Below are 22,785 nucleotides of genomic sequence, written 5' to 3' on the forward strand. Positions count from 1 at the left end.
GGTCTCCCGTGGCATTGCCGCGTGATAGACGATCGGCAGACGTGTCCGTGCAACGTGTGGTATCGCTGATACGTTGACGAAGCCCACGGTTCTATGCATCCTGCCGGCCAACGAACGAAGATGCCGGATACGGCACGGGAAGAGCAGGGCCAAAGGCCCAAGGCATTGATAAGCTTCGCATTCGCCAACGGCGCCCGTGCGTCTCGCCAGGTCGCCATGGCATTCTGAAGAGCTGCAGGGGCTCGCGATCAAGGGAAACCTGCAGAGTTGCGACGCGTTTCAGCGTCGCTTGAGCACGACATACGCATTCACGACGTCATTCGCATCGATTGCTCGAGGCCGGAGGGGATTGTGAAGGAAAAGTCGAGGTTTCTGCCAGCGGTGCTGGCTGCCATGCTGGCCGCATCCGTGGCGCTGCCTGCCACTGCCGCCGATCTGGTGATCGCCATGCCGAACTGGCCGTCGGGCCAGGCGACGGCCAATATCCTGAAAGTGGGCATCGCCAAGAAGTTCGGGCTCGATGCCGAGGTCAAGGAACTCGGTACGCTCAATGCCTTCGTCGGTTTCGAGGCGGGCACGGTCGACATTCAGCCTGAGGTCTGGCGACCGAACTTCGAAGACGTCGTGCGCAAATACGTGACCGAAAAGGGGGTCGGCCAGCTGACCGAACGCAGCGTGCCGGCCTGGCAGGGCCTTTGCGCCACGCCGGAAGCGGCCAAGACGATCAAGTCGGCCGCCGATCTCAGCGACCCCGAAAAGACCAAGGTCCTCGACACCGACGGCGACGGCAAGGGCGAGATGTGGATCGGTGCTGCTACCTGGCTTTCGACCGGCATCGAGCGGGCGCGGGCGGCCGGCTACGGCTACGACAAGACGCTGACGCTGTTCGAGGCGGAAGAGGAGGTGGCGATGGCTGCCGTCGATGCGGCCGTCGCGACCGAGAGGCCGATGGTGTTCTACTGCTACGCGCCGCATCACGTGTTCGAGCTGCACCCGATCGCACGGCTCGAAGAGCCGCCGCACGATGCCGCCAAGTGGAAGATCCTGCCGCCGAGCGACCCGCTCTGGGTGTCGAAATCCAGCGCCTCGACCGCCTGGGAAGCGGCACATTTCCAGATTGCCTATGGCACTGCCTTCGGCAAGAAACACCCCGATGTCGCGAAGTTCCTGGAGAAGGTGGATTTCTCGCCGGAGGAAGTGACGAAGATGAGCTACGCGCTGGAGGTCGAGCGGCAGGCGCCGGCCGACTACGCGAAGAAATGGGCCGAGGACAACGCGGCGCGCATCGACGGGTGGGCCAAGCCATGAGCGGACGTTCTGACGACAATCGCCTTGCCGGCAAGGACCGGCCCATGTGGACGCGGCGCAGGTTCAGTGTCGCGGTGCTTGCCGCTGCCCTTAGCCTCGGGCCGCTTGCCGCCTGGGCGCAGACCCAGATCTACGACGCCCGCACCAAGAAATGGGTGAACTACGACAAGAAGAAAGCGCGGCAGTATTTCGCCCGCAACAATCAGCTGCCAGAGGCGTTCCGCCGCCAGGTGGTGACCTTCCGAACGGCGGAACAGCCGGGCACGATCATCATCGACGGCAATCAGCACTTCCTCTACTTGGTGCAACCCGGCGGCCAGGCGATCCGCTACGGTATCGGCGTCGGGCGGGAGGGCTTCGGCTGGGCCGGCATCGTGCGCGTCGGGCGCACGGCCGAATGGCCGACCTGGACGCCGCCGGCCGAGATGGTGGCGCGCGACCCGAATGCGGCGAAATGGGCGGCCGGCATGCCCGGCGGGCCGGACAATCCGCTCGGCGCGCGCGCGCTCTATCTCTACGAGGGCGACCAGGACACGATCTACCGCATCCACGGCACGGTGGAGCCCTGGACGATCGGGCTCGACGTTTCCTCCGGCTGCATCCGCATGAACAATGACGACGTCATCGACCTGCATTCGCGCATCGAGATCGGCGCCAAGGTGATCGTGCTGATGCAGGGGGCAGCGCTCTACAAGGGCGTTTGAGGCGGTATAGGCAAGACGGGTCGCTTGAGAGCGGCGCGTCGGCGCAGGCACCTTGCGGGCGCCAGGAAAGAACCGATCGGCCGCCGGGGACACGGGTGGTCGATCGCGCGAAGAAACAGGGACAGAAGATGCGAAGGGGAGGATACGTGGTGAGCGAGGGGATATTGCGTATGAAAGGCCTTGTTCTGGCGCTGGCGGCCACGGCCGCGATCAGCGGTTGCCAGTCCGCGCCCAAGCCCGAGGATATGGCGCGCACCAGCCTGCAGACGGCGCCGGCTGATCTGCAGCTTCTGTGTGCCCATGCGGCCGCCGGTGCTGCCCAGGTCGACAGCGCCAAGGTCTTGCCGACCAGTTCACGGGCGCTCGATGCCGCCTCCTACAGCGTCGACCTCGACGCCGCCGGCCGCAAGTTCACCTGCATCGTCGACACCGCCGGCAGCGTGAAGTCGGTCACGCCGGTCTAGCAGACAACCCGGCCGCGGCCATGCTGCCGGCCGTCAATCACCAATATTGAACAGCGTCGAAGGATCGGCAACGACGGGCGCTGCGTAGAAGGTCAGGCGCGCCGCGTCCATCAGCAGCAGCGGCTGGTCCATCTCGACCGAGAGACTGGTGATCCAGTCCTGGAAGTCGCGCACGCGGTCGGCGTAATCGGCCGAAACATCGTGTGCCTCGGACGGGTCGGCGCCAAGATCGAAGAGTTCGACCTTTTGCGGCAACGTCGCCTTCCAGACGAGCTTCCAGTTGTCCCGGCGCACGGCGCCGCCCATGGGGTCGACGTTGTAGACGACCTCGGTGCGCGGCGTCGGCTTGCCCTCGCTCAAAGAGGGCCAGAGGTTGATGCCGTCGAGCGGCTGGTTCTTGTCGAGCGTCGCGCCGACGATCGCTGCCAGCGTCGGATACATGTCGACCACATGGACCATGCCTGCGACCTTGCCGGGCTTGATCTTCTTCGGCCAGTTGGCAAGCGCGACCACGCGGGTGCCGCCCTCGTAGAGCGTGCCCTTGCCGTCGCGATAGGGGCCGTTGTCGGCCGGCAGCCCGCCGCTCACCTTGCTGTCGCCGGCAAAGAGCGAACTCGTCACACCGCCATTGTCGCTGTGAAAGACGATCATCGTGTTGTCGCGCATGCCGCGTTTTTCGAGCGACGCCAGCAGCTTGCCGATACCGTCGTCGAGCACGGAGATCATCGCCGCATAGGCACGGCGGTTCTTGTCGGCGATGTGCTTGTAGCGCTCGAGATAGTCATCGGGCGCCTGGAAGGGCGTGTGCGGCGCGGTGAAGGCGAGGTAGAGGAAGAGTGGGCTTGCGGGATCGTGGCTTTCGACCACCCGGGCTGCCTCGTCGCCGATCAGCGTGTTGTCGAAGCCGGTCTCTTCGAGCGGCCTGTTGCCACGGTACCAGTCCTTCACCCCATGGGAGGCGTGCTTGAAGTGGTCGATCTCGCCGACCAGCGCGCCATAGAAGGTGTCGAAGCCGCGCTGCTTGGGCCAATATTCCGGCTTGGCATGGCCGAGATGCCACTTGCCGACCAGCGCGGTTCTGTACCCGGCATCCTTCATGACCTGGGAAAGCAGGTATTCGTCGAGCGCCAGACCGTAGGTACCGGGCGAGGGGATCACGCCCGTCTGCAGGCCATAGCGCAGCGGGTAGCGGCCGGTGAGGAAGGCTGCGCGCGTCGGCGTGCACATCGGCTGGGTGTAGAACTGGTCGAAGGTTACGCCGGTCGCCGCCAGCCTGTCGAGATTGGGTGTGCTGATGTCCGAGCCGCGGAAGCCGACATCGCCCCAACCGAGATCGTCGGCGATGATGTAGACGATGTTCGGCGCCGTCGCGCCGGCTGCTTGTGCCGCATTCGGGGCAAGAGCCGCAAGGCTCGCCGGCAGCCCGGCAGCAACGGCGATCGCCGCACTGCTCATGAGAATGTCGCGCCGGGTCAGGCCGGCTTCCGGATCCGCCTCAGCCGTCTTGCCGCCGCATGCGTTTGCACGGGCGTTGTTCGCTTGCAGTTCAGACATGCGCACCCCCTGGAAATGCGACCCGACCGGACGGCGGATCTTTTATTCGATTTTTCTAATATCTGCACCTTCCGGTAGCGCCGTCAATTAACATTGTCGTGGTGGCAAAGGGGCGAAATGGCGCGTCGTTGACGGCCTATCGACGGCTGTATCGTTGAGCTGTCGCGGCACTGTCACCGATAATTTTCATGGAATTAAGCTTTGTGCGGTGCAAATAATGCTGCAGTGCAAATAGTATTTGGAGAATTGCGTTGTTTGGTCAGTATATTTTCCAGAACTTCTTCCAAGTTTGGAAAATCTGTGCTCTCATAGGTTTAGTTGGAAGGAGGACATGCCATGCTCTCGTTCTTCGAGCACTTTGCACTTTTCGACGCCTTGATCGTTGCGGCGATCTGCACGCTTCTGATCCTGAGTTACTTCAGCCGCGAGGCCTGAGGGCGCGGGGAAGCAAAACGGGGTCCGTGGACGACCCGGAGGGGTTCCGCAATGGCGGCGGGCGCTTCAAGCTTGCCGTCGCTGAACCGCGACAACACGTGGCGTCGTGCACTTCGATCGGCATCGCTTTACTGTCGTAGCGCTGAACCGGCTCAAGCCGTGCGCCGTGCCGAAACATGCAGCCAGCGGGTCGGTTCGCCGTCGTAGCCGCTTCCATCGGCCTCGCTGATGTCAGGCTCGGGCCAGCCGGCGTCTTCGAAGCAGGCGCGCAGCCAGTCGGCTGAGGGGTAGTTGAAGTAGCGGCCGAAGCGGTCGTGGCCTTCCGTCTCGCCGGCCTTGAAACTCGCCTGCAGAAGACCGCCCGGCTTCAGCGTCCGGCGAATGCGTGTGAGCACGTCGGCAAGCTCCGTGCGCGGCACATGCAGAAGCGAGGCCTCGGCCCAGATGCCGTCGAACCGTCCTTCCCAAACGATCTCCTGAAACGTGATGACTTCGACCTTGCGGCCGATGCGCACTTCGGCTTCCCGCGCCAGTTCCGCCGAACCGTCGCAGGCGCTGACGTCGAAGCCATGGTCCAGCAGAACAAGGCTGTCATGCCCGCCGCCGCAGCCGAGATCGAGCACCGAGGCGCCGGGGGCGAGACGGGCCATGAAGGCCGCGAGACGGGTTGCCGGCGGCTTGCGTTCGCGCGCCGCATAGGTGGCGGCATTGTCGCGATAGAAGGCGAGGGTGTCGTCGTCGGGTTTTGTCATCGATGCTTTCTGGGCGTTGGCGCCGGCGTGGGAAGGGCGATTGCCTTGGGCTGCGAAATCCGTTCCGTCAGCGTTTCGCCATGGGTCGTTTTTCTCCGTTCGAAGCCCGAGAGCAGATTAGACGAAGATGGCGGCAGGCGGAGCAAAAAATATCGGCATGCTGCGGTTAAAGCGGGCTGATCGACAGGCCTGACGCTTCCGGATAAGCATGTGGCAGTTGTCCTCAGCCGGAACCTTCAATGGCCGATCTCCCCATTCTCCTGACCTTCGTTGCTGCACTCTTCGTTCTGGAGATCACGCCCGGTCCGGACATGATGCTGGTGCTCGCCCGCGGGATCGGGCAGGGGCGCCGGGTGGCGCTGCTAACGGTGGTCGGCATGATCTTCGTCGCCGGCGTCGTGCAGGTAGGCCTGCTGGTCCTCGGCGTCGCCTCGCTGCTGAAGGCCTATCCCGCCGGGCTCATGCTTCTGCAGTGGGTGGGGGCCGCCTACATGCTCTATCTCGGCGCGCGCATGGTCTGGTCGAGTTTCGGCGATGCGGCCGAAAGCAAGCGGCTGGCGGCGACCGAGGTGTCCGACTGGCGCGCGGTCCGCGAGGGAACGATCAACAGCCTGACGAACCCGAAGTCGCTGCTCTTCATGTTCGCCTTCCTGCCGCAGTTCGTGGACCCGACCGCCGGCCCCGTTTGGCTGCAGCTTGCCGTGCTCGGCACCGTGCAGAAGCTTGCCGGCATCCTTTCGCTCGGTTCGGTAGCGCTTGCTTCGGGAACGGTCGGGCAGGCGCTTTATCGTTTTCCGCGGCTGCTCGTCTGGCAGCAGCGTTTTACCGGCGCCGTCATGCTGGGGCTCGGCCTCCGGCTCCTGTTTGCAGGCAACGCCAGCGCGCCGGCGGTCAAAACGTAAGGCGGTGCTGTCCCCGCTGGGCGGGGACAGCACTTGAATGACGTTGCTTGATGGCAGAGTGCCTAGGTATTCTGCCGCGTCGTGTCGATTGGCCGGGTGTGGAGCCGGCAATGCCTACGGTCTCACTTGGCCGCCTGGGTCGTGCCGAGCACGTAGTCTCCGTCCCAGTGCCAGATCTGCTTGTCGTCAACCGTGACCTTCACGATCGCCTGGAAGCCAGCGAGCGTGCCGCTGCCGGCGTGGAACGCACAGGTGCCGAGCGGCGGCTTGGCCGTATCGTAGACGACGCAGTATCCGAGCGCCGAGTCGCCGTTTCCGACAGCGATGACGGCGGTGCTGCTGGAGAAGAGGGGATTGGCGACCACCGGTCCATAGTAGAGGATTTTGCTGCCAGCCGGGATCGCTTCGAGGTTCGATTCCGTAATGGTGCAGAAGCTCGGGGTGTCGCCGGTGAACTGGCTGCACTCCTTGGCGATCTTGAGGGGTTGCGTCTCCGGCGCTGCGGGTGCCGCCGACGCCGCTTGTGTCAGCGCCAGGGCGGCGCCAGCCGACAGGATAAACAGTCTGCTCATGGCCTAGTCCCTCCGGTCGAATTGAGGGGAGAAATTTTACGCTTCGCCTCCTTCTCCGGCAATTTGCCACTTTGGGTTATCAGGCGCCGGGTGCCGCTGGCGGCGCAAGGACAAGCGGACGACGGGCGTCTGTGCGATTGGGGCCAAGCGACGCGAGCGTAGCGGTTGAGCGGATGGCTTGCTTTACCTCATGGCGCGTGGCATCCGGCTCAAGCTGACGTGACGTCAGGTCCTGGACGTAGCGTGCGCGGAGCCCCAAAAGCCCGAAAAGCGCACGGAATTAGGTCAATAATATTGACATAAATTGGTCGTCATGGTCCTGTCGCTTCACCGTCCAGAGCATCCTTCCTTCCAGGGGGATCGCCCGAAGCGGGAAGATGCTCTAAACAAAAAACCAGAGCGTGCTTTGTGCGTTCATGCGAACGCACGGCGCTCTAGAATGACGCGGGAGGAAGCGGAGAACCGCTTTCCGCTTATAATCTCTGAGGAAACACCCCATGCTGGATTGGGAACATATCTTCGCGACGCGCTCGAACCGGATGCGCGCTTCGGAAATCCGCGAACTGTTGAAGCTGCTCGATCGCCCCGACATCATCTCGTTTGCCGGCGGCATTCCCGATCCCGCGCTGTTTCCGGATGCGGAATTCAAGGACGCCTATGCGGAGATCTTTTCCGGCCCGGTCGTGAGTGCCGCACTGCAGTATTCGGTCAGCGAAGGCTACAAGCCGCTGCGCGAATGGCTTGCCAAGCAGATGGCCGATCTCGGCATTCCCGCCGGCGCCGACAACATCTTCATCACGTCCGGTTCGCAGCAGGGCCTCGACTATCTCGGCAAGCTGTTCCTGTCGCCGAACGATACCGCACTTGTCACCTGGCCGACCTATCTCGGCGCGCTGCAGGCCTTCAACGCCTATGAGCCGACCTACGACCAGCTGAACCCCAACGGCAACCGCACGCCGGAAGCCTACCGTCAGGCGGCGGGCGAGGCGGGCGGCCGCGTTAAGTTTGCCTATCTCTCGGCCGACTTCGCCAACCCGACCGGCGAGACCGTCGACCGGGCCGGCCGCGAGCGCGTGCTGACGCTAGCCGAAGAGCTCGACATTGCCGTCATCGAAGACGCGGCCTACCAGTCGCTGCGCTATGACGGCGAGCCGGTGCCGCCGATCCTGGCGCTCGAAATCGCCAAGAAGGGCGACATCAACAACACCCGCACGATCTATTGCGGCTCGTTCTCGAAGACGCTCGCTCCCGGCCTTCGCGTCGGCTGGGTCTGCGCCTCGGAAAAGGTGATCCGCAAGCTCGTGCTCTTGAAGCAGGCAGCCGATCTGCATTCCTCGACCATCAACCAGATGGCGATCTGCACCGTTGCCGAGCGCGGCTTCGATGAGCAGGTGGCGAAGATCCACCGGGTCTACAAGCAGCGCCGCAACGCCATGCTCGCAGCGCTTGAAAAGTACATGCCCGAGGGCGTGTCCTGGACGAAGCCGGAAGGCGGCATGTTCGTCTGGGTGACGCTGCCAAAGGGCATGGACGGCGCCGCACTGCTTGCAAAATCGATCGAGACCGCCAAGGTCGCCTTCGTTCCCGGTCGCGCCTTCTTTGCCGATGGCTCGGGCGAAAACACCCTGCGCGTTTCCTTCTCCTGCGCCAACGATCAGATGATCGACGAGGGCATCCGCCGGCTCGGCGACCTCATCCGTGGCGAAGTTGCGGCTCTGGCGGCTTAAGGCTTCGTCAGACCTTCTTCATTTTGAGAAACGCGCTTGCTCCTGCGGGCGCGTTTTTCTTTTGGCTGGTAAAACCTTCGTGTTTTAGTCAAGATGACGCATTGATCGAAGCGGGGCCTTCCGATAGTTAGAACGTGACATGACCGGGCCACCCCCGGCCACGTAAGCGTTAACGTCACTCAACGCGTATGATCGAACGGCCAGAAGCGGCTTCGATCTGCGCGACTGTGTCCTGCGGATCGAGCTTTTCGAGGCCCTCCAAAGGATGCAAATGGACAATTCTCCCAACTATTCCCATCTCCCGACGCCGCGCATCGAGCGTGTTCGCCATGAGCTGAAGCGCCGCTCGCTCGTCGTTTCCGGCATTGAGCGGGTGACGCCGAGCATGCTCCGGATCACGCTCTCCGGTGAGGATCTCGCCGACTTCGTCAGCCTCGGGGCGGATGACCACATCAAGATCTTCGTGCCCGGCGCAAACGGCACCGAAGAGCGCCGGGACTATACGCCACGGCGCTACGACACAGACGCGCGCGTTCTGGCGCTCGATTTCGCGTTGCACGAGGCTGGCCCCGTGACCGCCTGGGCAATGGCGGCCTCCGTGGGCGACAAGCTCGAGATCGGCGGGCCGCGCGGTTCGGCGGTCGTGTCTGGAGATTTCACGCGATGGCTGCTGATCGGCGACGAGACGGCGCTGCCGGCGATCGGGCGGCGGATCGAGGAGACGCCGGCGGGGCATCAGATCACCAGCGTCGCCACCGTCACCGGGCTGGACGAGCGGCAGAAGTTCCGCACCAAGGCGGCGCTCACCACCCATTGGGCCTATCGCCCGCTCGATCAAGCGCACGATCCCGCAGCGCTGCTTGCCGTCGTGCGTCAAGTGGCGCTCGAGCCCGGCACCTTCGTCTGGATCGCGGCCGAAGCCGCAGTCACCCGGGCGATCCGCACCCATCTCGTCGAGGAGCGCGGCTTGCCGCTCAGCTGGCTGAAAGCCTCCGGCTACTGGGTGAAGGGCAAGGCCGACAGTACCGAGAAGTTCGAATAGACATCACGCTTTCCGGCGCCTTTGCTCGGGCATCACGACGGGAACGCTCGGCCGGCGGATCAAAAGATCCGCGCAGGCCCTGCTGCGGTTACCTCCGGCGCGCCTCTCTCGAGCGGCGCCTGCCGCCCTCATGCCGGCGGAACAAGGCCGGGAAAACATGTCGTGGGCTCGGGTGCGCAATTGCCTTGTCGCGGAGAGTCAGGTCATTTCGCATCTTTGGGCGACGTCGATCCGATCACGCGGATCGACTGGTGCCATCAATGGTTCACTTCGAGGGCAGGGCAGGCTTGGACCTCATCGACGATCAAGCGCAATCCGATCAACCGACGCCGCGCATGTATGCCTGGGCGCGCAATTCAGCGGCCTATCGGCTGGCGCGGCAGATGCTGACGGAAAAGCAGCTCTTCGACGCCATCTCGCGCAAGGCGCGGGAGAAGTTCGAGGATATCAGCGTGAACCAGGTGGAGCTGCTGGCGGCTGTGGCCGTGACCTTTGCCTATGACAATGGCGCGCTCAACGACAAAGCTTATGCCGAGATCAAGACCCGCTCGGCCATGCGCGGCGGCAAGTCGAAGCGGGCGATCGCTCAGAAGCTGTCGGAAAAGGGCGTCGCGCGGGACGCCGTCGCTGCGGCGGTGGCGGAAGCCGACGATCTCTATGCGGCCGTCGTCTTGGCGCGAAAGCGCGCCTTCGGGCCGTTCCGCAAGGCGGCGCTCGACGAGAAGCGTACGGCCAAAGAGCTCTCCGCCTTTGCCCGGGGCGGCTTCAGCTTCGAACTGGGCAAGCGGGTCTTTGCGATGTCGGTCGACGAGGCCGAGGACATTTTATTTGCAGGCCGCTCGCTCTGACCTAAGGGGGCAGGTCGTGTTGTCTGATTGGTCTTCCTGTTCGCCTGGGTCAGGCCTCAGGCGATCGGCAAGGACCTTGCCGCCGCGGGGGCGGGCATGCTGGCGCTCGCCCTGATCTCCGGCATCGTCCAGTACGCGCTTGCCTTCTGGCTCTACCTGATCGGCCTCAAGCGCCTGCCGGCGAGCACGACTGCGCTGTTCCTGACCCGGACGCCCGTCTTTGGCATCGGGCGTAAAGGCCGCGGCAATTACCCGCGCTTCAGCGCCGGATCGTCCATCGCCGGATTGTAGAATAGCGAAAGCGTCAGGCTGCGGGCGATGCGTTCGGCCGTGGCAATGAACCAGGCCTTGGCCTCGCCGTTCGGGGCGATGTCGTCGAGCGTCGTGGAAAAGAGATCAAGCCATTTCGGAAAGAGATCCGGCGTCATGTTGGCGACGCCGACATGCGCCTGCACCGGCTTGCCGCCATAGGCGCCGTTGCGGAAGGCGACGGCCGACCAGAAGCTCTTCATCTTGTCCATGTGCTCCGGCCAGCGGCCGGAAAGCCTGGCGTCGAAGACGGGGCCGAGATCGGGATGGGCGAGCACGCGGGCGTAGAAGGTCTCGACGAGACGATCGATGAAGGCCGCATCGATGCCGATCGCCTTCATCTCGGCTTCCGCTCGTTCGCGGATTGCTGCGACATGAGCGGCGCGGCCCTGCAAGTCGTTGTCGTCCATCCCGATGTCCCTGTCTCGATGCCCATGTCTCGATGCCCATGTCTCAGGCCCAGGCCCTTATCTTTGGCGTCTTGCATATAGGCATGCGGGGGCGTCGCGCCAGAGGCCGAAGGGGCGATTGCGTCAATCTGTCAGAGGTAACGCTGGGTGAGTTTTGCCAGTGCTGTTCTACCCGGGCTTGCAACGGATTGCCCGCGTCGCGCGTCTCAGTAACGGTTGCGAGCCGGCACGTCGTAACTGTTACGTACTTGGACACCCACCCCCGCACGCGCATCATCCGCCCGGTCCTCGACAGCAGTGCATTTCCGATCGCCTTAACTAGGAGAGTACGATGAGCATGCATGACGATAACAAGGCTGCGCCAGCGATGGCCGAGAATGGGGTAACGGATGTCAGCCGCCGCGATCTCCTTCTCAGTGGAACAATTTTTGCAGCCGCGTCGCTGGTGGCAGGCGCTGCTTCGGTAAGCCCTGCCAAGGCGCAATCCTCTTCTTCCGCGAGCGGCAAGCCGCCAAACATCCTCGTCATCTTCGGCGACGATATCGGCATTCCGCAGATCAGCGCCTACACGATGGGGCTGATGGGCTATCGCACGCCCAACATCGACCGGATCGCCGCCGAAGGCGCGATCTTTACCGACAGCTACGGCCAGAACAGTTGTACGGCGGGCCGCGCCTCCTTCATTCTCGGCCAGGAGCCTTTCCGCACCGGGCTCTTGACGATCGGCATGCCGGGCGACCCGCACGGCATCCAGGACTGGATGCCGACAATTGCCGACGTGTTGAAGACCAAGGGGTATTCGACCGGCCAGTTCGGCAAGAACCACCTCGGCGACCGCGACGAGCATCTGCCGACCGCACACGGCTTCGACGAGTTCTTCGGCAACCTCTACCACCTCAACGCCGAGGAAGAGCCGGAAGGCTATTTCTATCCCAAGGATCCGGAGTTCAAGAAGAAGTTCGGCCCGCGCGGCGTCATCAAGTCGAGCGCCGACGGCAAGATCGAGGACACCGGCGCGCTCAACACCAAGCGCATGGAAACGATCGACGAGGAATTCCTGACGGCTGCCAAGGATTACATCGACCGGCAGGTGAAGGCCGACAAACCGTTCTTCTGCTGGTTCAACTCGACCCGCATGCATGTCTTCACCCACCTGAAGCCGGACTCGCTCGGCAAGACCGGCAAGGGCATCCATGCCGACGGCATGGTGGAGCATGACGGTCACGTCGGCCAGCTCCTGAAACAGCTCGACGATCTCGGCATCGCCGACAACACCATCGTGCTCTACACCACCGACAACGGCGCGGAACTGGCGCTGTGGCCGGACGGCGCGCAGACGATGTTCCACGGCGAGAAAGGCACGACCTGGGAAGGCGGTTTCCGCATTCCGATGATGGTGCGTTGGCCGGGCGTGGTAAAGCCGGGCACGCAGATCAACGACCCGGTGACGCTGATGGACTGGCTGCCGACCTTTGCGACCGCCGCCGGCATCGCCGACGTCAAGGAAGAGATGAAGAAGGGCTTCAAGGGCACGTCGAAGACCTTCAAGGTGCATCTCGACGGCTACGACCTGACGGGGCTGTTGAAGGGCGAGGCGAAGGAGCCGCCGCGTGACTCGGTCTACTACTTCGACCAGGGCGGCAACCTCAACGCTATCCGCTGGAACGACTGGAAGCTGAGCTTCGCCCAGGCGAGCCACGGCAACATCGCCACCGCCACCCGTGAGGTGCCGAGCTGGGCCGTCATCGCCAACCTGCGCATGGACCCCTACGAGCGCGGCATGGAAGACGGCGGCGGGGCGATCGAGTTCCTCGCCCGCAACATGTGGCTGCTGGTGCCGATCCAGGGCAAGATCAAGGAGTTCTTCGCCGACTTCAACGATTATCCGTACCAGGCCGGCAGCACGCTGAACGCCAGCGGCATCAACTATGGCTGGCTTGCGCAGCAGGCAGCGATGAAGCGGCTGGGCGAACTGGAAAGCCTGGCGCCGCGGTAAAGAGCGGAAAGACTCCGCCGCCGGCGACCGCTGGCGGCGGGACGCAAAGCGCCGGCGGCTTGTAAAAAGGCCGCCACCTCTTGCCGCGGGTCAAGGTCCGGCGGCATCCCTTGCGTAATTCCTTGCGTTCGATCGCAAAAAGGAGCGTGCGATGTGCCTGCGGAGTCTGCGTGCCCTTGCCCTACACACGGCGATCCTGGTGGCGTTGCCGACAGTGGCGCCGGCACAATCGGTGCTGACTCAGGCCATACGCACGAGCGAGGCGCAGGAGCCAGCGCTGATCCATGCCGACCAGCAGTCCGCGGCGCAACAGAAGCTCGATACGCTTTATGCCAGGCTGGGCAAGAGGCCGAACATCGTCTGGCTCGTGGTTGATGACATGGGCTATGGCGATCCCGGCGCCTATGGCGGAGGTGCTGCGATCGGCGCTGCGACACCCAACATGGACAGGTTGGCGCGCGAGGGCCTGAGGCTCACCTCGGCCTATTCGCAACCCACCTGCACCCCGACGCGCTCGGCGATCCTGACGGGCCGGTTGCCGGTTCGCACCGGCCTGACGCGGCCGATCCTTGCCGGCGACAAGATCACCAAGAACCCCTGGGCCGACGAGATTTCCCTGCCGACGCTGCTTGGTGGGGCAGGGTACAAGACCGTGCTCTCGGGCAAGTGGCATGTGGGCGAAAGCGAAGGCATGCGGCCGCACGAGGTCGGGTTTGATGAATTCTACGGCTTCTACGAGGCCGAGAAGGAAATCACCCAAGGGGTCGACAAGCGGCGTTACCCCGATCTGGTGCTGAACCCCGAGCGGCTGGCGATGCTGAGGAAGACCGGATCGAGCACGGCGCTGGTACAGGCGGTAAAGGGCGGGCCAGTCAGCCAAGTCGAAGAGATCGACAGCATCGAGAAGATGGCCGAAGGCGATCGGATGCTCAAGGAATTCACGGTGAAGAAGATCAAGGAGCTTGCGTCGGGAACGGCGCCGTTCTTCCTCGAACACTGCTTCATGAAAGTGCACGCCGACAATTTCGCCTCCAAGGCCTTCGAGGGCAAGAGCGGCAGCAAGTACCCCTACAAGGACGACGTGGTGGAGGTGGATGCCTATATCGGCGAGATCGTCGACGCGCTCGATCAGGCCGGCGTCCTCGACAATACCTTCATCTTCGTCACCTCCGACAACGGCCCGCAGCTCGATAGCTGGCCGGACAGCGGCTATACGCCGTTTCGCGGCGCCAAGGGATCGGCCTGGGAGGGCGGCATCCGCATCCCGGCGATCGCCTACTGGAAGGGCATGATCAAGCCCGGCCGCGAAAGCGACGAGCTTTTCGACCTGATGGACCTCTTCAACACATCGCTGAGCCTTGGCGGCATCAGAGACAAGGTGCCGACCGACCGCTACATCGACGGCATCGACCAGACCTCGTTCCTGCTTGACGACGACGGCCGGTCGAACCGCGAGAAGGTGTTCGTCTGGAACGAGCAGAACCTGATGGCGATGCGCATGTACGAGTACAAGATCCACGTGAAGGTGGTGGAAACCAAGGCCCAGTGGCTGAACATCGACATGACGACGGTGAGCGACGTCGGCCTCGCGCCGTGGCTCTTCAATCTCTACATCGATCCGAAGGAGGAATATCCCGTCGGCCACCGAATGAACGCCTTCCTCGCCTCGATGCTGGCCGAGATGAAGGCGCATGCCGCCACCTTCAAGAAATACCCGGCGAAGAACATCGGCCTTGGACAGTGAGCGATCCGGTACATAACAGGGGACGTCGTGGATTTTCAGTGGACGCGGCGGGGATTTTCGGGCGCCGCGCCGTCGCAGTGAGGTCCGGTCGCGACTTCGTCTTGCCGCCGTGAGAGGGGCAGTCGAGATAGCGCTTTCGCGATTGCGCCCAGCGACACCACATCCTAGTTTCCCGCCAAATCTGCCGGGAGCTGAACCATGCGAATTCGACCTGCGGTCAAGGACGACCATCCGGCGCTTTGCGCGATCGACAGCGTTGCGGCCGACGATCTGAAGCGACGCGCCGACATTGCCGACTGGATCCAGCAGGGCTGCTGCCATCTCATCGAGATCGAGGGAGAGGCTGCCGCCTATGGCGTGCTGACCCACCACTTCTTTGGCCAGGCCTACATCGAAATGCTGATGGTGGGGACGTCCTGGCGCCGGCGTGGTCTGGCTGGGACGCTGATCGCCCACTTTCAATCCATGTCGTCGGGCGCGAAACTCTTCAGCTCGACCAACATGTCGAACCGTCCGATGCAGGACCTGTTGGTCAAGGCCGGGTTCCGGCCGAGCGGCTACATCGACAATCTCGACGAGAACGATCCGGAGATCGTGTTCTACAGCCCCCCAAGTCGAGCGTGACCTGAGGGGCTGGATAGCGTGGGGCTCAGGCGGCCGCGCCGAGCTCGGCGAGGTGGCCGGCGAGGTCGGTGCCCCGACCGGCGGCGTTGATCGTGTCGAAATATTCGTGCCAGCCGGATTGGGCGATGCCGGCGACGAGGGCTTCGAGTGCTGTCGCGTCCGGGCAGCGCCACACGGCGAAGAAGGTCTGCGATGCCGCATGCAGCTTCGACTGGTCGACCTTGCCGAAGGTGATGAGCTCGACGCCGAGCGCCGACAGGCCCGGCATGGCGGAGCCGATCGCGGCCAGGAACTGCTGGCGCCCCTGACGGGGAAGGGCGAGCCACGCCGGCTTGGCGCTGTAAAGTTCGGTCAGGTAGTGAGGCATAGTCTGCTTTCTTGTTGTCAGTCTGAGGTTATGCCATTCCGGGCGCTCTCAAGCGTTTGCGGAACTGGATCTGGTGGGGATGGATCGAAGCGCGCGGCGACAGATGCGCGATGTCGCGGGTCCTGAGCTTTCGGCGGACCAGCGTGCCGCCAGCGCCTGGACCCACTCGGGCCGATCCTTGGCCGCATCGTTCAGCCAGTTGCCGACCGAATCCTGCACGTAAGGTGAGGGATCGGCGCGCAACGGCTCGAGCACGGGCAGCGCGCGTTCGGGTTCTTTCTTGAGCACTGAGAGATGGGCGCACCAGACGCCGCGCGGGCGGATGGATTCCGAGGCGAAACGGCGGATGCGTTCGGATGGATCTGATGTCCACTCTGCCGCCAGCAGGGCGATCGCTTGATCCAGATCGGCGGCGAGATGCGGGCGAACGGCGATCCAGGCCCATTCGCGAACACCGAAATGGCTATCGTCGGCCAGCGAGCCGGATCGCGGCCAGCCGCTCGGCGAGGGTCATGTTTTCTCCGGCCGCCACCACGAAACAGGCCCAGCCGCGCACCGTGTCCGAGGAATGCTGCTTGAGCGTCTCGAAAGTCGAGGGGCCGAGGCGCTCTCCGATCAGCCGGGCGGCAAGCGGCATGCGCCGGGAGATGCCGGCCGACGCGGCCGATGTCATCTCGGCAAGGGCATCGTCGTCGATGCCGGGCACGATGTTGCCCATCAGCGCTGCGAAATCGACCGCGAGGCATTCGGTCAAGGTGATGGCTTGCGCTCCGGCGTTCAGCTGCGCCAGGCGCTCGGCGCCAATGCCGCTGGCGCCGCGTTTCTTGGTCTTGCTCTCGCTCACGTCTGTGTTTCCGGCGTGTTCTTGGGCGTGGCGCCGGTCTCCAGATTTTGCCAGATGCGCTTGAGCAGCCGGTGGAACGTCTGGTGTTCATCGGCGCTGAAACCGGCAAACAGCGAGGCGATCCAGGCGCTGTGTTCGCCCAGCAGATCGCGGGCAGTCCTGCGGCCGGTTTCGGTGAGCATTACCGCGATCTTGCGCCGGTCATTAAGGCCCGAGCGGCGCTCGACGAAGCGATCGCGCTCCAGGCCGTCGAGGAGCCCGGTGATGGTGGCGCGCGTCACGCCCGCGCGATCGGCAAGCTCGTGCGGCGACAGGCCCTCGGGTTGATCGTTGAGCAGGAAGAGGGTAACGAACTTGCCTTCCGACAGCCGGTGGGGTGCCAGTCTTGCGGCGCAATCCCGGTCGATCGCGCCTGACAGCGCCAGCAGTTCGAAGCAGGCGCGCATGTTGCCGGTCTCGGCGACCGCACGACGCTCGGCTTCCTGCAACATGGCCCGGTGTTTTTGTTCCAGCATTGTCATAAGGCGACAGATAATAAGGCGCCTAATTAGAGTCAACGGCTTCTTCGTTGTCGACTGTGGATGGGGCGGCAGACTTGTCCTACCGCCCGATCATTCGCTCCTGCATTTCTTCGCCGATGAAGCAATTGTAGCCCTCACCGAACCGGGCTGCGCGCACCGTTTCGGGCGACAGGCGGCTTATCTCCAGGCCGGAGATTTCGATGATCAGCTTGCGCAGGATGGCGCGGGCGAACTCGCCGCTGTCCGTCACCTTCACCAGAAAGGCGCCGTCGCCGCCGATCACGCATTCGCGGTAATAGGCGTCGAGATCGGGGATCGCGGCGGAGTCCGAGGCGGCGTGCGTCTTCAGCATGATCGGCAGGCCGTCGATGGTGATGCCGCGGGCAACGGTGGAATTGCGGGCGACAGGGGCGGGGACGCCGGAATTGTTGGGACCGTCGCCCGAGATGTCGATGACGCGGCGGCTGCCCTCAAAGGGGCTGTAGTCGAACAGCCGTCGGGTGAAGGCCAGCGTGTTGGAGATCGAGGTGAAGGCGATCCGCCGGATCGGCTGCCGCCGCAGCAGCTCGGAATATTGCGAGGCCGTGCCGCGGCCGTCGATCAGCGTCCAGGGCGTGACCTGCACCGCCGAGCCGCCCCATTCGACATAGGTGACGGCGATGCGGCCGACGGGACCATTCTCGATCGCCTCGATGAGGGCGGGCTCCAGGAAGGCCGCGACATAGCCCTGCCGCTGCAGCCGCTGCTCGTCGAGTTCCATGGAATAGGAAACGTCGACGGCGAGCACCAGCTCGAGATCGACCCGGAGCGGTTCGGCGGAAGCACTCCCGCAGAAAAGGCAGACGTAGGCAAGAAGGATCGATCCGAGCTTCATGGCAGCCGATACCTAAGGCGAGCGGGATATCCATGCTACGCCCAAACCGACCTAGCGCAATGCGGGGTCCGGCGATGGATTGGCCGGCTAGGCCCCCTGCGGTCAGGCAAACCTGCCGGCAGGCTCTGGTCAGGTCAGCGGCGCAGCTTCTGCAAAAGCGGTTCCAGCGCCTCGATCAGCGGTTCGGGCGAAACCGGATCGCCGCCTTCCTCCCAAACATTCTGAAACTCGGCGATTTCAAGCCCGACGACTTCGCTCCCGGCAAGGACAGCACAGGCTGCACGCAGGTCATCGAGCGACAGCCCGTTTTCATGCTGGTAGTCGGTGGGCACGATGCCGGGGTTCAGCACGTCGCAGTCGAGGTGGATATAGACCGGTTGGCCGGCGACGGCTTCGGCCAGCCTTTGCGGGAGATTGGCACCGGGACGAATATGCGGAATGCGCTTCGCCTCGATGAGTTCGGCCTCGAAGGGATCGAGGTCCCGCTGGCCGACGAGCACGATATTTTCGATGGAAAGCCCACCGCCCAGACCGGACTGCCAGAGGCCGCAGGGCCCGGACAGCGCCAGCCCGCCGAGATAGCCGGTGCTGCTGGCCTCGGGCGTATTGAGGTCGCCATGGGCGTCGAACCAGACGACGACCGCATTGCCGTGGTGTCTCGCAAGGGCAGGCAGGGTTGCGAGCGAGACGGCACAGCGGCTGGTCGCTGCCAGCGAAAACGATCCCTCGGCGTAGATCACATCGAAGCGATCTCGCATGCGCTTCAGAGCCGGCATCGCGGCTTCGAGCTCGACCGTCCAGTGGCCGTTCAGCGCCGGTTCCGGATCTCCGACCGTGACCGTTTCGAGGCCGAGTTTTCGGGCGAGATGGGCGGCAACGGACTTCGCGCCGGGAATGCCGAGGTCGTTGTGATCGCCGGCGCGACCCTGAAAGCAGGTGAGGGCAATGGGCATCGATGGCGGCTCCAACTCGCGTTTGCAGCGAACGAAGCACAGAGGCGGTCGATTTGGCAAGGCTGGAAGCCGAACGGCGCAAAGCGGTTGCGTCCGTCCGGTATTCCTTCATGCCAGCGTCCTTGCTCGGTGTGCCTTCTATCCGAACACCAGCGAGCGGTGCAGTTGCGCGCCGGCCCAGGCGCCGTCGCCGACGGCAAGCGAGACGGAGTGGGGAACGCGGCCGACGTCGCCGCAGGCATAGGCGCCGGGAATGGTGGTTTCCTTGGCGGCCGTCGCCCGGATCTGCAGGCCCATCGGGGTCTCCTCGATCTCGCAGCCGAAGCGCTCGGCGATGTCGCATGAGGGCGTGGTGCGGGTGGCGACGAAAAGGCCTGCGAAGGGCAGGCGGCGGCCATCCGTCAGCACCACGTCGGCATGGCCTTCGAGCCGTGCGACCGGGGTTTCGTCGATGGTTACGCCGCGCCTGACGAGATCGGCACGGCCTTCGGCGTCGAGGGTGATGGCGCCATTGGTGAAGAAGGTCACCTTGCCCCATTCCGGAATGAGCTGCGCCTGGTGGATCGACATGGGGCTTGCCGCGATTACGGCGATCTCGCCCTGGTTCAGCTCGTAGCCGTGGCAATAGGGGCAATGGAAGGCGCTCTTGCCCCAGCGCTCGGTCAGCCCCTCGATCTGCGGCAGGCCGTCCTTGACGCCGGTTGCAAAGAGCAGGCGCCGGCCTTCGAAGGAGGCGCCGTCAGCGGTGGTAACGAAGAAGGCATCCTGCTTGCCGCTGGCTTTCTCGGCACGGCCGTCGATCCAGGTGAGCGTGGGGTATTTGGAGAGCTGCGCCCGCGCGGTTGCGGCAATCTCTGACGGGTCGATGCCGTCCTGACCGAGGAAGCCATGGGAATGGCTGGCAAAACGGTTGCGGCGAATGCCCTCGTCGATGATCGTCACGCGCCGGCGGGCGCGCAGGAGCTGGAGGGCGGCGGCCATGCCGGCATAACTGCCGCCGATGATGATGACGTCCTGTTGCATGGGTCTTCCTTTCGGTTGGGCGCAGGCCAGCCCACCGGTTTCTTGAACCAGTGTCTCGACCCGGGCTTTGGGCAATAGGGTTCCGGCCGGAAACCGCTTATGCGGTCCCGGTGTAATCGGATGTGTCGGGATCGATCACGTCAGGACGGATCGATCGGCTGCTGTCAGTGCGATCGGAGCCGGTGCCGCCGGGCAAAGTCCTCGGCTAGGTCGGCAAGGGTCACGTGGGCGAAGCGGTCGAGCAGCAGCGCCTCGGCCTCCGCAAAGGCGGTATCGAGGGCGGCGTTGACCGCCTGTTCGACGAGGCATTCCGGCATTTCCTGCCGGTTGCCGATGGCAAAGATCGCGGGTTCGCCGAGTGTTTCGTGCAACTGCCTGAGCGTCACGGTCTTGAGATCGGCAGTGATCGCCCAGCCGCCCGCATGGCCGCGGGCGGAGGAAACGATGCCGGCATCGCGCAGGAAACCCATGGTGCGACGAACGACCACCGGATTGGTGCGCATGCACATGGCAAGCTCGTCCGAGGTCAAGGGCTCGCCGCGCTCGGCCATGTGCAGGAGCGCGTGCAGGACGGAGGAAAGGCGGCTGTCTTTTTTCATGTAACTTCAATTATTACGAATCGAAGTACGATGCAAGCGGTACCTCTAGCTCACGCCTAAAAGTGCCAAGCGACAGAGGCTTGCCTGACGAGGTGCCACTCCTGTTGTCAGCGCATTCGGCTAAGATCGCCGGTATGCCCACCACCGCTCTTCGACTGGGGTCTTCGGTCCGCCGGAAGCTTGTACCGTGAAGACAGACGTTATCGTTTCATAGCTGAAATCCGCGACCACCTCAGTTGCAACAACTTCACAACGTTCTCGATCTTCATCGTCAAAAGCTGAGTCTACTAAGAACTCGAGGACGATATTGTCGTTGTTCCAGCCGCACGTTACGGCCGATATCGTCGGCGGGACTGTTCCGAGCAAGGCGCGTTGCACGCTGAGGAGCAGTCGTTTCTCGCGATCTGACGCTGGCATAAGTACCTTCATTGCTGGGGCGGTTCGAATCTATGACGCCAGATGGATGGCCCCAAAGGGATTGTACTTGAACTCGTCCTCGTCATAGGCGTCGACGGGCAGCAATTGGGCGCCGCGGTGCTTCAGCACCGTCTCGACGCCGTCGCTGAAGACTTCGTCGGCAACGGTGTCGATCAACGCGCTCAAGGCCAGTTCGTCGTCGGAGAGGGTTTTCGGCGCGTAGACTTCGGGTATCCCGACCAGATGGAAGCCGATGCTGTAGAGATGTTCGTCGGTGCCGATCGGCCGCTTGGCAAAGGCGAGGCGGCAGGGGCGGGCAAGTGCAGCGCCTGTTTGGCCTTCGGCGTCGCGAGCAAGCTCTTTCCACCTCTCAACGCCGTGGGCGACGCCGGCGCTCTCGCCCTTGGCGGCGACGATGCCGTTATCGAGGGTGTGGGCGACCAGCCGAAGTGCGATGACTGAATGTTTGACCGCATCCTCTGCCGTCATCGGCGGGCCGAGCACATAGATGACCGAGCGATGGTCGCTGACGGCCTCTTCGTCGGCTTCGGTCCAGGCACCCTTCTTGACGCGATCCCGGCAGACTTCGAAGGATATCGGCATGCGGTCATCCGGCGCGTCCTCGGAAAACGTATAGTCGATCTCGAAACCCAGGGCGAAATCGTCGATCGCCGACTGGATCATCTCGCAAAGGTGGGAGAAGGGGCGTTCTCCGCCGAGCAGGCAGAGCACGTGACGTGGTTTGACTTCGGAAAAGCTCATGGCCGCTGTCCCCCGGTGGTTTTGGCGAAGCTGTCGCAGACACCACCACAAGATGCAAGCGGTCAGTGGATGGCTTTCCTAGGCGTGCGCCGGACTTTGGCCGCCGGCCGGCTGCTGTGCTCGTGCGACAATGACGATGCCGACGAGCGAGACGGCGAGGCCGACGGCCATGGCCCAGGAGAGAGGCTCGCCGAACATGACGAAGGCCCAGATCATCGTCACGGGCGGGCTCAAATAGAGGATGGCGGTGACGCGGGCGGGCGAGGATTTTTTCAGCGCCAGATAATAGAGGCTCCAGGCGCCGAAGGTGGCGACGAAAACGAGCCAGAGGATACCGCCGACAAAGCCCGGATCGAGCACCGGCAGAACGCTGCCCTCATGCCAGGAAAAGAGCGCGAAGATCGCTGCCGCCGACAGGCACTGGATCGAGAGGCTTTGATGCACCGGCATGGCGCCCGCCGGGCTGCGCTTCTGCAGCAGGGTCGCCAGCGCCAGCGACAGGGTGCCGAGAACTGGCAGGCCATAGGCCCAGAGCGGAACGTTGCCGATATCGAGCGACCAGCCGGAGGCGATCAAGACACCGGTCAGCCCGATGAAGGAGCCGAGCCATTGGCGGGCGGTCAAGGCCTGGCCGAGGACCGGCCAGGAGAGGATGGCGACGGCAAGCGGCAGCATGTCGGTGATCAGCGCCACGAGGCCAGTGGGCACGCCATAGGAAATCGCCAGCGCAAAGCCCGCGAGATAGCCGGACATGGCAAGCGCGCCGAAGAGCATCTGCGGCACGGCGTCCTGCAACCGGATCTTTGGCCCGACCGTCAGGGCGAAGGGCAGCAGTATGAGACCGGAGACGAGGCTGCGCCAGAAGAGGATCAGGAAGAGCGGCGCGTGATCGATGGCGAAGCGGATGCCGACGAAGCCGGCGCTCCAGGAGATCACCAGCGCGGCCTCGAGCAGGATCAGGATGACGACGGCCCACATCCGGTTTGGCCGGCGGGAAGGCAGCGCAGCGACGTCGCTCATATCAAGGGTTCCGG

The 22,785-nt window shown here is 63.8% G+C and carries 25 protein-coding genes; 11 read left to right on the top strand and 14 right to left on the bottom strand.

Going from position 1 to position 22,785, the window contains the following annotated elements; translation table 11 throughout:
- The first annotated feature begins 393 nt into the window (after positions 1-393).
- From OVA00_RS26665 to OVA00_RS26675, 3 genes are all read left to right on the top strand, one after another.
- The gene (locus OVA00_RS26665; protein WP_268090374.1) at positions 394-1,308 is read left to right on the top strand and encodes an ABC transporter substrate-binding protein; all 915 of its coding nucleotides are present in this window, start codon (positions 394-396) and stop codon (positions 1,306-1,308) included.
- 44 nt (positions 1,309-1,352) lie between these two features.
- Positions 1,353-2,012, top strand: coding sequence for a L,D-transpeptidase (locus OVA00_RS26670; protein ID WP_060605718.1), 660 nt, complete (start codon positions 1,353-1,355; stop codon positions 2,010-2,012).
- Positions 2,013-2,182: 170 nt separating this feature from the next.
- Positions 2,183-2,476, top strand: a complete 294-nt coding sequence (locus OVA00_RS26675) for a hypothetical protein (RefSeq protein WP_226020593.1) — start codon at positions 2,183-2,185, stop codon at positions 2,474-2,476.
- 33 nt (positions 2,477-2,509) lie between these two features.
- Here the strand turns inward: OVA00_RS26675 and OVA00_RS26680 are convergent, their stop codons facing one another.
- Both OVA00_RS26680 and OVA00_RS26685 read right to left on the bottom strand, forming a co-directional pair.
- Positions 2,510-4,030 (bottom strand): arylsulfatase B, encoded by a 1,521-nt coding sequence (locus tag OVA00_RS26680; protein ID WP_268089917.1) that lies wholly within the window; start codon positions 4,028-4,030, stop codon positions 2,510-2,512.
- Between the two features lie 587 nt (positions 4,031-4,617).
- Positions 4,618-5,217: a class I SAM-dependent methyltransferase gene (locus tag OVA00_RS26685; RefSeq protein ID WP_090294452.1), complete on the bottom strand. Its 600-nt coding sequence runs from the start codon at positions 5,215-5,217 to the stop codon at positions 4,618-4,620.
- A gap of 239 nt (positions 5,218-5,456) precedes the next feature.
- Here OVA00_RS26685 and OVA00_RS26690 point away from each other — a divergent pair, with 239 nt between their 5' ends.
- The gene (locus OVA00_RS26690) at positions 5,457-6,119 is read left to right on the top strand and encodes a LysE family translocator (RefSeq protein ID WP_268089919.1); all 663 of its coding nucleotides are present in this window, start codon (positions 5,457-5,459) and stop codon (positions 6,117-6,119) included.
- A 122-nt stretch (positions 6,120-6,241) separates the two neighbouring features.
- On the opposite strand, the gene OVA00_RS26695 is transcribed toward OVA00_RS26690, so the two are convergent.
- The gene (locus OVA00_RS26695; protein ID WP_268089922.1) at positions 6,242-6,691 is read right to left on the bottom strand and encodes a hypothetical protein; all 450 of its coding nucleotides are present in this window, start codon (positions 6,689-6,691) and stop codon (positions 6,242-6,244) included.
- A 497-nt stretch (positions 6,692-7,188) separates the two neighbouring features.
- Here OVA00_RS26695 and OVA00_RS26700 point away from each other — a divergent pair, with 497 nt between their 5' ends.
- The 4 genes from OVA00_RS26700 to OVA00_RS26715 all read left to right on the top strand — a co-directional run bounded on the left by OVA00_RS26700 (position 7,189) and on the right by OVA00_RS26715 (position 10,599).
- A complete protein-coding gene (locus OVA00_RS26700; RefSeq protein ID WP_268089923.1) occupies positions 7,189-8,418 on the top strand; it encodes an aminotransferase-like domain-containing protein in 1,230 nt (409 codons plus the stop codon).
- 271 nt (positions 8,419-8,689) lie between these two features.
- On the top strand, positions 8,690-9,460 hold the full coding sequence (locus OVA00_RS26705) for a siderophore-interacting protein (protein ID WP_268089924.1): 771 nt from the start codon (positions 8,690-8,692) through the stop codon (positions 9,458-9,460).
- A gap of 260 nt (positions 9,461-9,720) precedes the next feature.
- Positions 9,721-10,308, top strand: coding sequence for a recombination regulator RecX (recX, locus tag OVA00_RS26710; RefSeq protein ID WP_113189696.1), 588 nt, complete (start codon positions 9,721-9,723; stop codon positions 10,306-10,308).
- Between the two features lie 27 nt (positions 10,309-10,335).
- On the top strand, positions 10,336-10,599 hold the full coding sequence (locus OVA00_RS26715) for an EamA family transporter (RefSeq protein WP_268089925.1): 264 nt from the start codon (positions 10,336-10,338) through the stop codon (positions 10,597-10,599).
- On the opposite strand, the gene OVA00_RS26720 is transcribed toward OVA00_RS26715, so the two are convergent.
- On the bottom strand, positions 10,557-11,027 hold the full coding sequence (locus tag OVA00_RS26720) for a group III truncated hemoglobin (RefSeq protein WP_268089926.1): 471 nt from the start codon (positions 11,025-11,027) through the stop codon (positions 10,557-10,559). The two genes, OVA00_RS26715 and OVA00_RS26720, sit on opposite strands and share 43 nt — an antisense overlap.
- A 331-nt stretch (positions 11,028-11,358) precedes the next feature.
- Between OVA00_RS26720 and OVA00_RS26725 the strand changes: the two genes are divergently transcribed.
- The 3 genes from OVA00_RS26725 (at position 11,359) to OVA00_RS26735 (ending at position 15,391) form a co-directional block, all read left to right on the top strand.
- Positions 11,359-13,023 (top strand): arylsulfatase, encoded by a 1,665-nt coding sequence (locus OVA00_RS26725; protein ID WP_060583207.1) that lies wholly within the window; start codon positions 11,359-11,361, stop codon positions 13,021-13,023.
- 151 nt (positions 13,024-13,174) lie between these two features.
- Positions 13,175-14,767: an arylsulfatase gene (locus tag OVA00_RS26730; RefSeq protein ID WP_268089927.1), complete on the top strand. Its 1,593-nt coding sequence runs from the start codon at positions 13,175-13,177 to the stop codon at positions 14,765-14,767.
- A 198-nt stretch (positions 14,768-14,965) separates the two neighbouring features.
- Positions 14,966-15,391 (top strand): GNAT family N-acetyltransferase, encoded by a 426-nt coding sequence (locus OVA00_RS26735; protein WP_268089928.1) that lies wholly within the window; start codon positions 14,966-14,968, stop codon positions 15,389-15,391.
- Positions 15,392-15,416: 25 nt separating this feature from the next.
- Here OVA00_RS26735 and OVA00_RS26740 read toward each other — a convergent pair whose 3' ends face one another.
- The 10 genes from OVA00_RS26740 to OVA00_RS26780 form a co-directional block, all read right to left on the bottom strand.
- The gene (locus tag OVA00_RS26740) at positions 15,417-15,758 is read right to left on the bottom strand and encodes a DUF6616 family protein (protein ID WP_034793040.1); all 342 of its coding nucleotides are present in this window, start codon (positions 15,756-15,758) and stop codon (positions 15,417-15,419) included.
- A 48-nt stretch (positions 15,759-15,806) separates the two neighbouring features.
- The gene (locus OVA00_RS39820; protein WP_326494152.1) at positions 15,807-16,235 is read right to left on the bottom strand and encodes a DNA alkylation repair protein; all 429 of its coding nucleotides are present in this window, start codon (positions 16,233-16,235) and stop codon (positions 15,807-15,809) included.
- Entirely contained in the window at positions 16,222-16,602 is a 381-nt protein-coding gene (locus OVA00_RS39825; RefSeq protein WP_326494141.1) for a hypothetical protein, read from the bottom strand. Before OVA00_RS39825 ends, OVA00_RS39820 begins: the two co-directional genes overlap by 14 nt.
- Entirely contained in the window at positions 16,599-17,123 is a 525-nt protein-coding gene (locus OVA00_RS26750) for a MarR family winged helix-turn-helix transcriptional regulator (protein WP_268089929.1), read from the bottom strand. The genes OVA00_RS39825 and OVA00_RS26750 overlap by 4 nt, the downstream gene beginning before the upstream one ends.
- A 79-nt stretch (positions 17,124-17,202) precedes the next feature.
- Positions 17,203-17,997 carry a DUF1194 domain-containing protein gene (locus tag OVA00_RS26755; RefSeq protein WP_060603647.1) on the bottom strand — a complete coding sequence of 265 codons (795 nt, stop codon included), beginning with the start codon at positions 17,995-17,997 and terminating at the stop codon, positions 17,203-17,205.
- A gap of 134 nt (positions 17,998-18,131) precedes the next feature.
- The gene (locus OVA00_RS26760; protein WP_089043537.1) at positions 18,132-18,950 is read right to left on the bottom strand and encodes an arginase family protein; all 819 of its coding nucleotides are present in this window, start codon (positions 18,948-18,950) and stop codon (positions 18,132-18,134) included.
- A gap of 138 nt (positions 18,951-19,088) precedes the next feature.
- Positions 19,089-19,973: an NAD(P)/FAD-dependent oxidoreductase gene (locus tag OVA00_RS26765; protein WP_034793082.1), complete on the bottom strand. Its 885-nt coding sequence runs from the start codon at positions 19,971-19,973 to the stop codon at positions 19,089-19,091.
- Between the two features lie 164 nt (positions 19,974-20,137).
- The gene (locus tag OVA00_RS26770) at positions 20,138-20,572 is read right to left on the bottom strand and encodes an RrF2 family transcriptional regulator (protein WP_034793085.1); all 435 of its coding nucleotides are present in this window, start codon (positions 20,570-20,572) and stop codon (positions 20,138-20,140) included.
- A 447-nt stretch (positions 20,573-21,019) separates the two neighbouring features.
- Complete coding sequence (locus tag OVA00_RS26775) at positions 21,020-21,751, bottom strand: hypothetical protein (protein WP_051659265.1); 732 nt, start codon at positions 21,749-21,751, stop codon at positions 21,020-21,022.
- A gap of 78 nt (positions 21,752-21,829) precedes the next feature.
- Entirely contained in the window at positions 21,830-22,771 is a 942-nt protein-coding gene (locus OVA00_RS26780; RefSeq protein WP_034793088.1) for a DMT family transporter, read from the bottom strand.
- Positions 22,772-22,785 lie beyond the last annotated feature (14 nt).

Source organism: Ensifer sp. SL37 (assembly GCF_026672675.1).
Classification (GTDB): Bacteria; Pseudomonadota; Alphaproteobacteria; order Rhizobiales; family Rhizobiaceae; genus Ensifer; species Ensifer adhaerens.

Coding starts and splice junctions, on each gene's coding strand:
- OVA00_RS26665 (WP_268090374.1), top strand. CDS start 394: ATGCTGGCCGCATCCGTGGCGCTGCCTGCCACTGCCGCCGATCTGGTG.
- OVA00_RS26670 (WP_060605718.1), top strand. CDS start 1,353: ATGTGGACGCGGCGCAGGTTCAGTGTCGCGGTGCTTGCCGCTGCCCTT.
- OVA00_RS26675 (WP_226020593.1), top strand. CDS start 2,183: ATGAAAGGCCTTGTTCTGGCGCTGGCGGCCACGGCCGCGATCAGCGGT.
- OVA00_RS26680 (WP_268089917.1), bottom strand. CDS start 4,030: ATGTCTGAACTGCAAGCGAACAACGCCCGTGCAAACGCATGCGGCGGC.
- OVA00_RS26685 (WP_090294452.1), bottom strand. CDS start 5,217: ATGACAAAACCCGACGACGACACCCTCGCCTTCTATCGCGACAATGCC.
- OVA00_RS26690 (WP_268089919.1), top strand. CDS start 5,457: ATGGCCGATCTCCCCATTCTCCTGACCTTCGTTGCTGCACTCTTCGTT.
- OVA00_RS26695 (WP_268089922.1), bottom strand. CDS start 6,691: ATGAGCAGACTGTTTATCCTGTCGGCTGGCGCCGCCCTGGCGCTGACA.
- OVA00_RS26700 (WP_268089923.1), top strand. CDS start 7,189: ATGCTGGATTGGGAACATATCTTCGCGACGCGCTCGAACCGGATGCGC.
- OVA00_RS26705 (WP_268089924.1), top strand. CDS start 8,690: ATGGACAATTCTCCCAACTATTCCCATCTCCCGACGCCGCGCATCGAG.
- recX (WP_113189696.1), top strand. CDS start 9,721: ATGGTTCACTTCGAGGGCAGGGCAGGCTTGGACCTCATCGACGATCAA.
- OVA00_RS26720 (WP_268089926.1), bottom strand. CDS start 11,027: ATGGACGACAACGACTTGCAGGGCCGCGCCGCTCATGTCGCAGCAATC.
- OVA00_RS26725 (WP_060583207.1), top strand. CDS start 11,359: ATGAGCATGCATGACGATAACAAGGCTGCGCCAGCGATGGCCGAGAAT.
- OVA00_RS26730 (WP_268089927.1), top strand. CDS start 13,175: ATGTGCCTGCGGAGTCTGCGTGCCCTTGCCCTACACACGGCGATCCTG.
- OVA00_RS26735 (WP_268089928.1), top strand. CDS start 14,966: ATGCGAATTCGACCTGCGGTCAAGGACGACCATCCGGCGCTTTGCGCG.
- OVA00_RS26740 (WP_034793040.1), bottom strand. CDS start 15,758: ATGCCTCACTACCTGACCGAACTTTACAGCGCCAAGCCGGCGTGGCTC.
- OVA00_RS26750 (WP_268089929.1), bottom strand. CDS start 17,123: ATGACAATGCTGGAACAAAAACACCGGGCCATGTTGCAGGAAGCCGAG.
- OVA00_RS26755 (WP_060603647.1), bottom strand. CDS start 17,997: ATGAAGCTCGGATCGATCCTTCTTGCCTACGTCTGCCTTTTCTGCGGG.
- OVA00_RS26760 (WP_089043537.1), bottom strand. CDS start 18,950: ATGCCCATTGCCCTCACCTGCTTTCAGGGTCGCGCCGGCGATCACAAC.
- OVA00_RS26765 (WP_034793082.1), bottom strand. CDS start 19,973: ATGCAACAGGACGTCATCATCATCGGCGGCAGTTATGCCGGCATGGCC.
- OVA00_RS26770 (WP_034793085.1), bottom strand. CDS start 20,572: ATGAAAAAAGACAGCCGCCTTTCCTCCGTCCTGCACGCGCTCCTGCAC.
- OVA00_RS26775 (WP_051659265.1), bottom strand. CDS start 21,751: ATGAGCTTTTCCGAAGTCAAACCACGTCACGTGCTCTGCCTGCTCGGC.
- OVA00_RS26780 (WP_034793088.1), bottom strand. CDS start 22,771: ATGAGCGACGTCGCTGCGCTGCCTTCCCGCCGGCCAAACCGGATGTGG.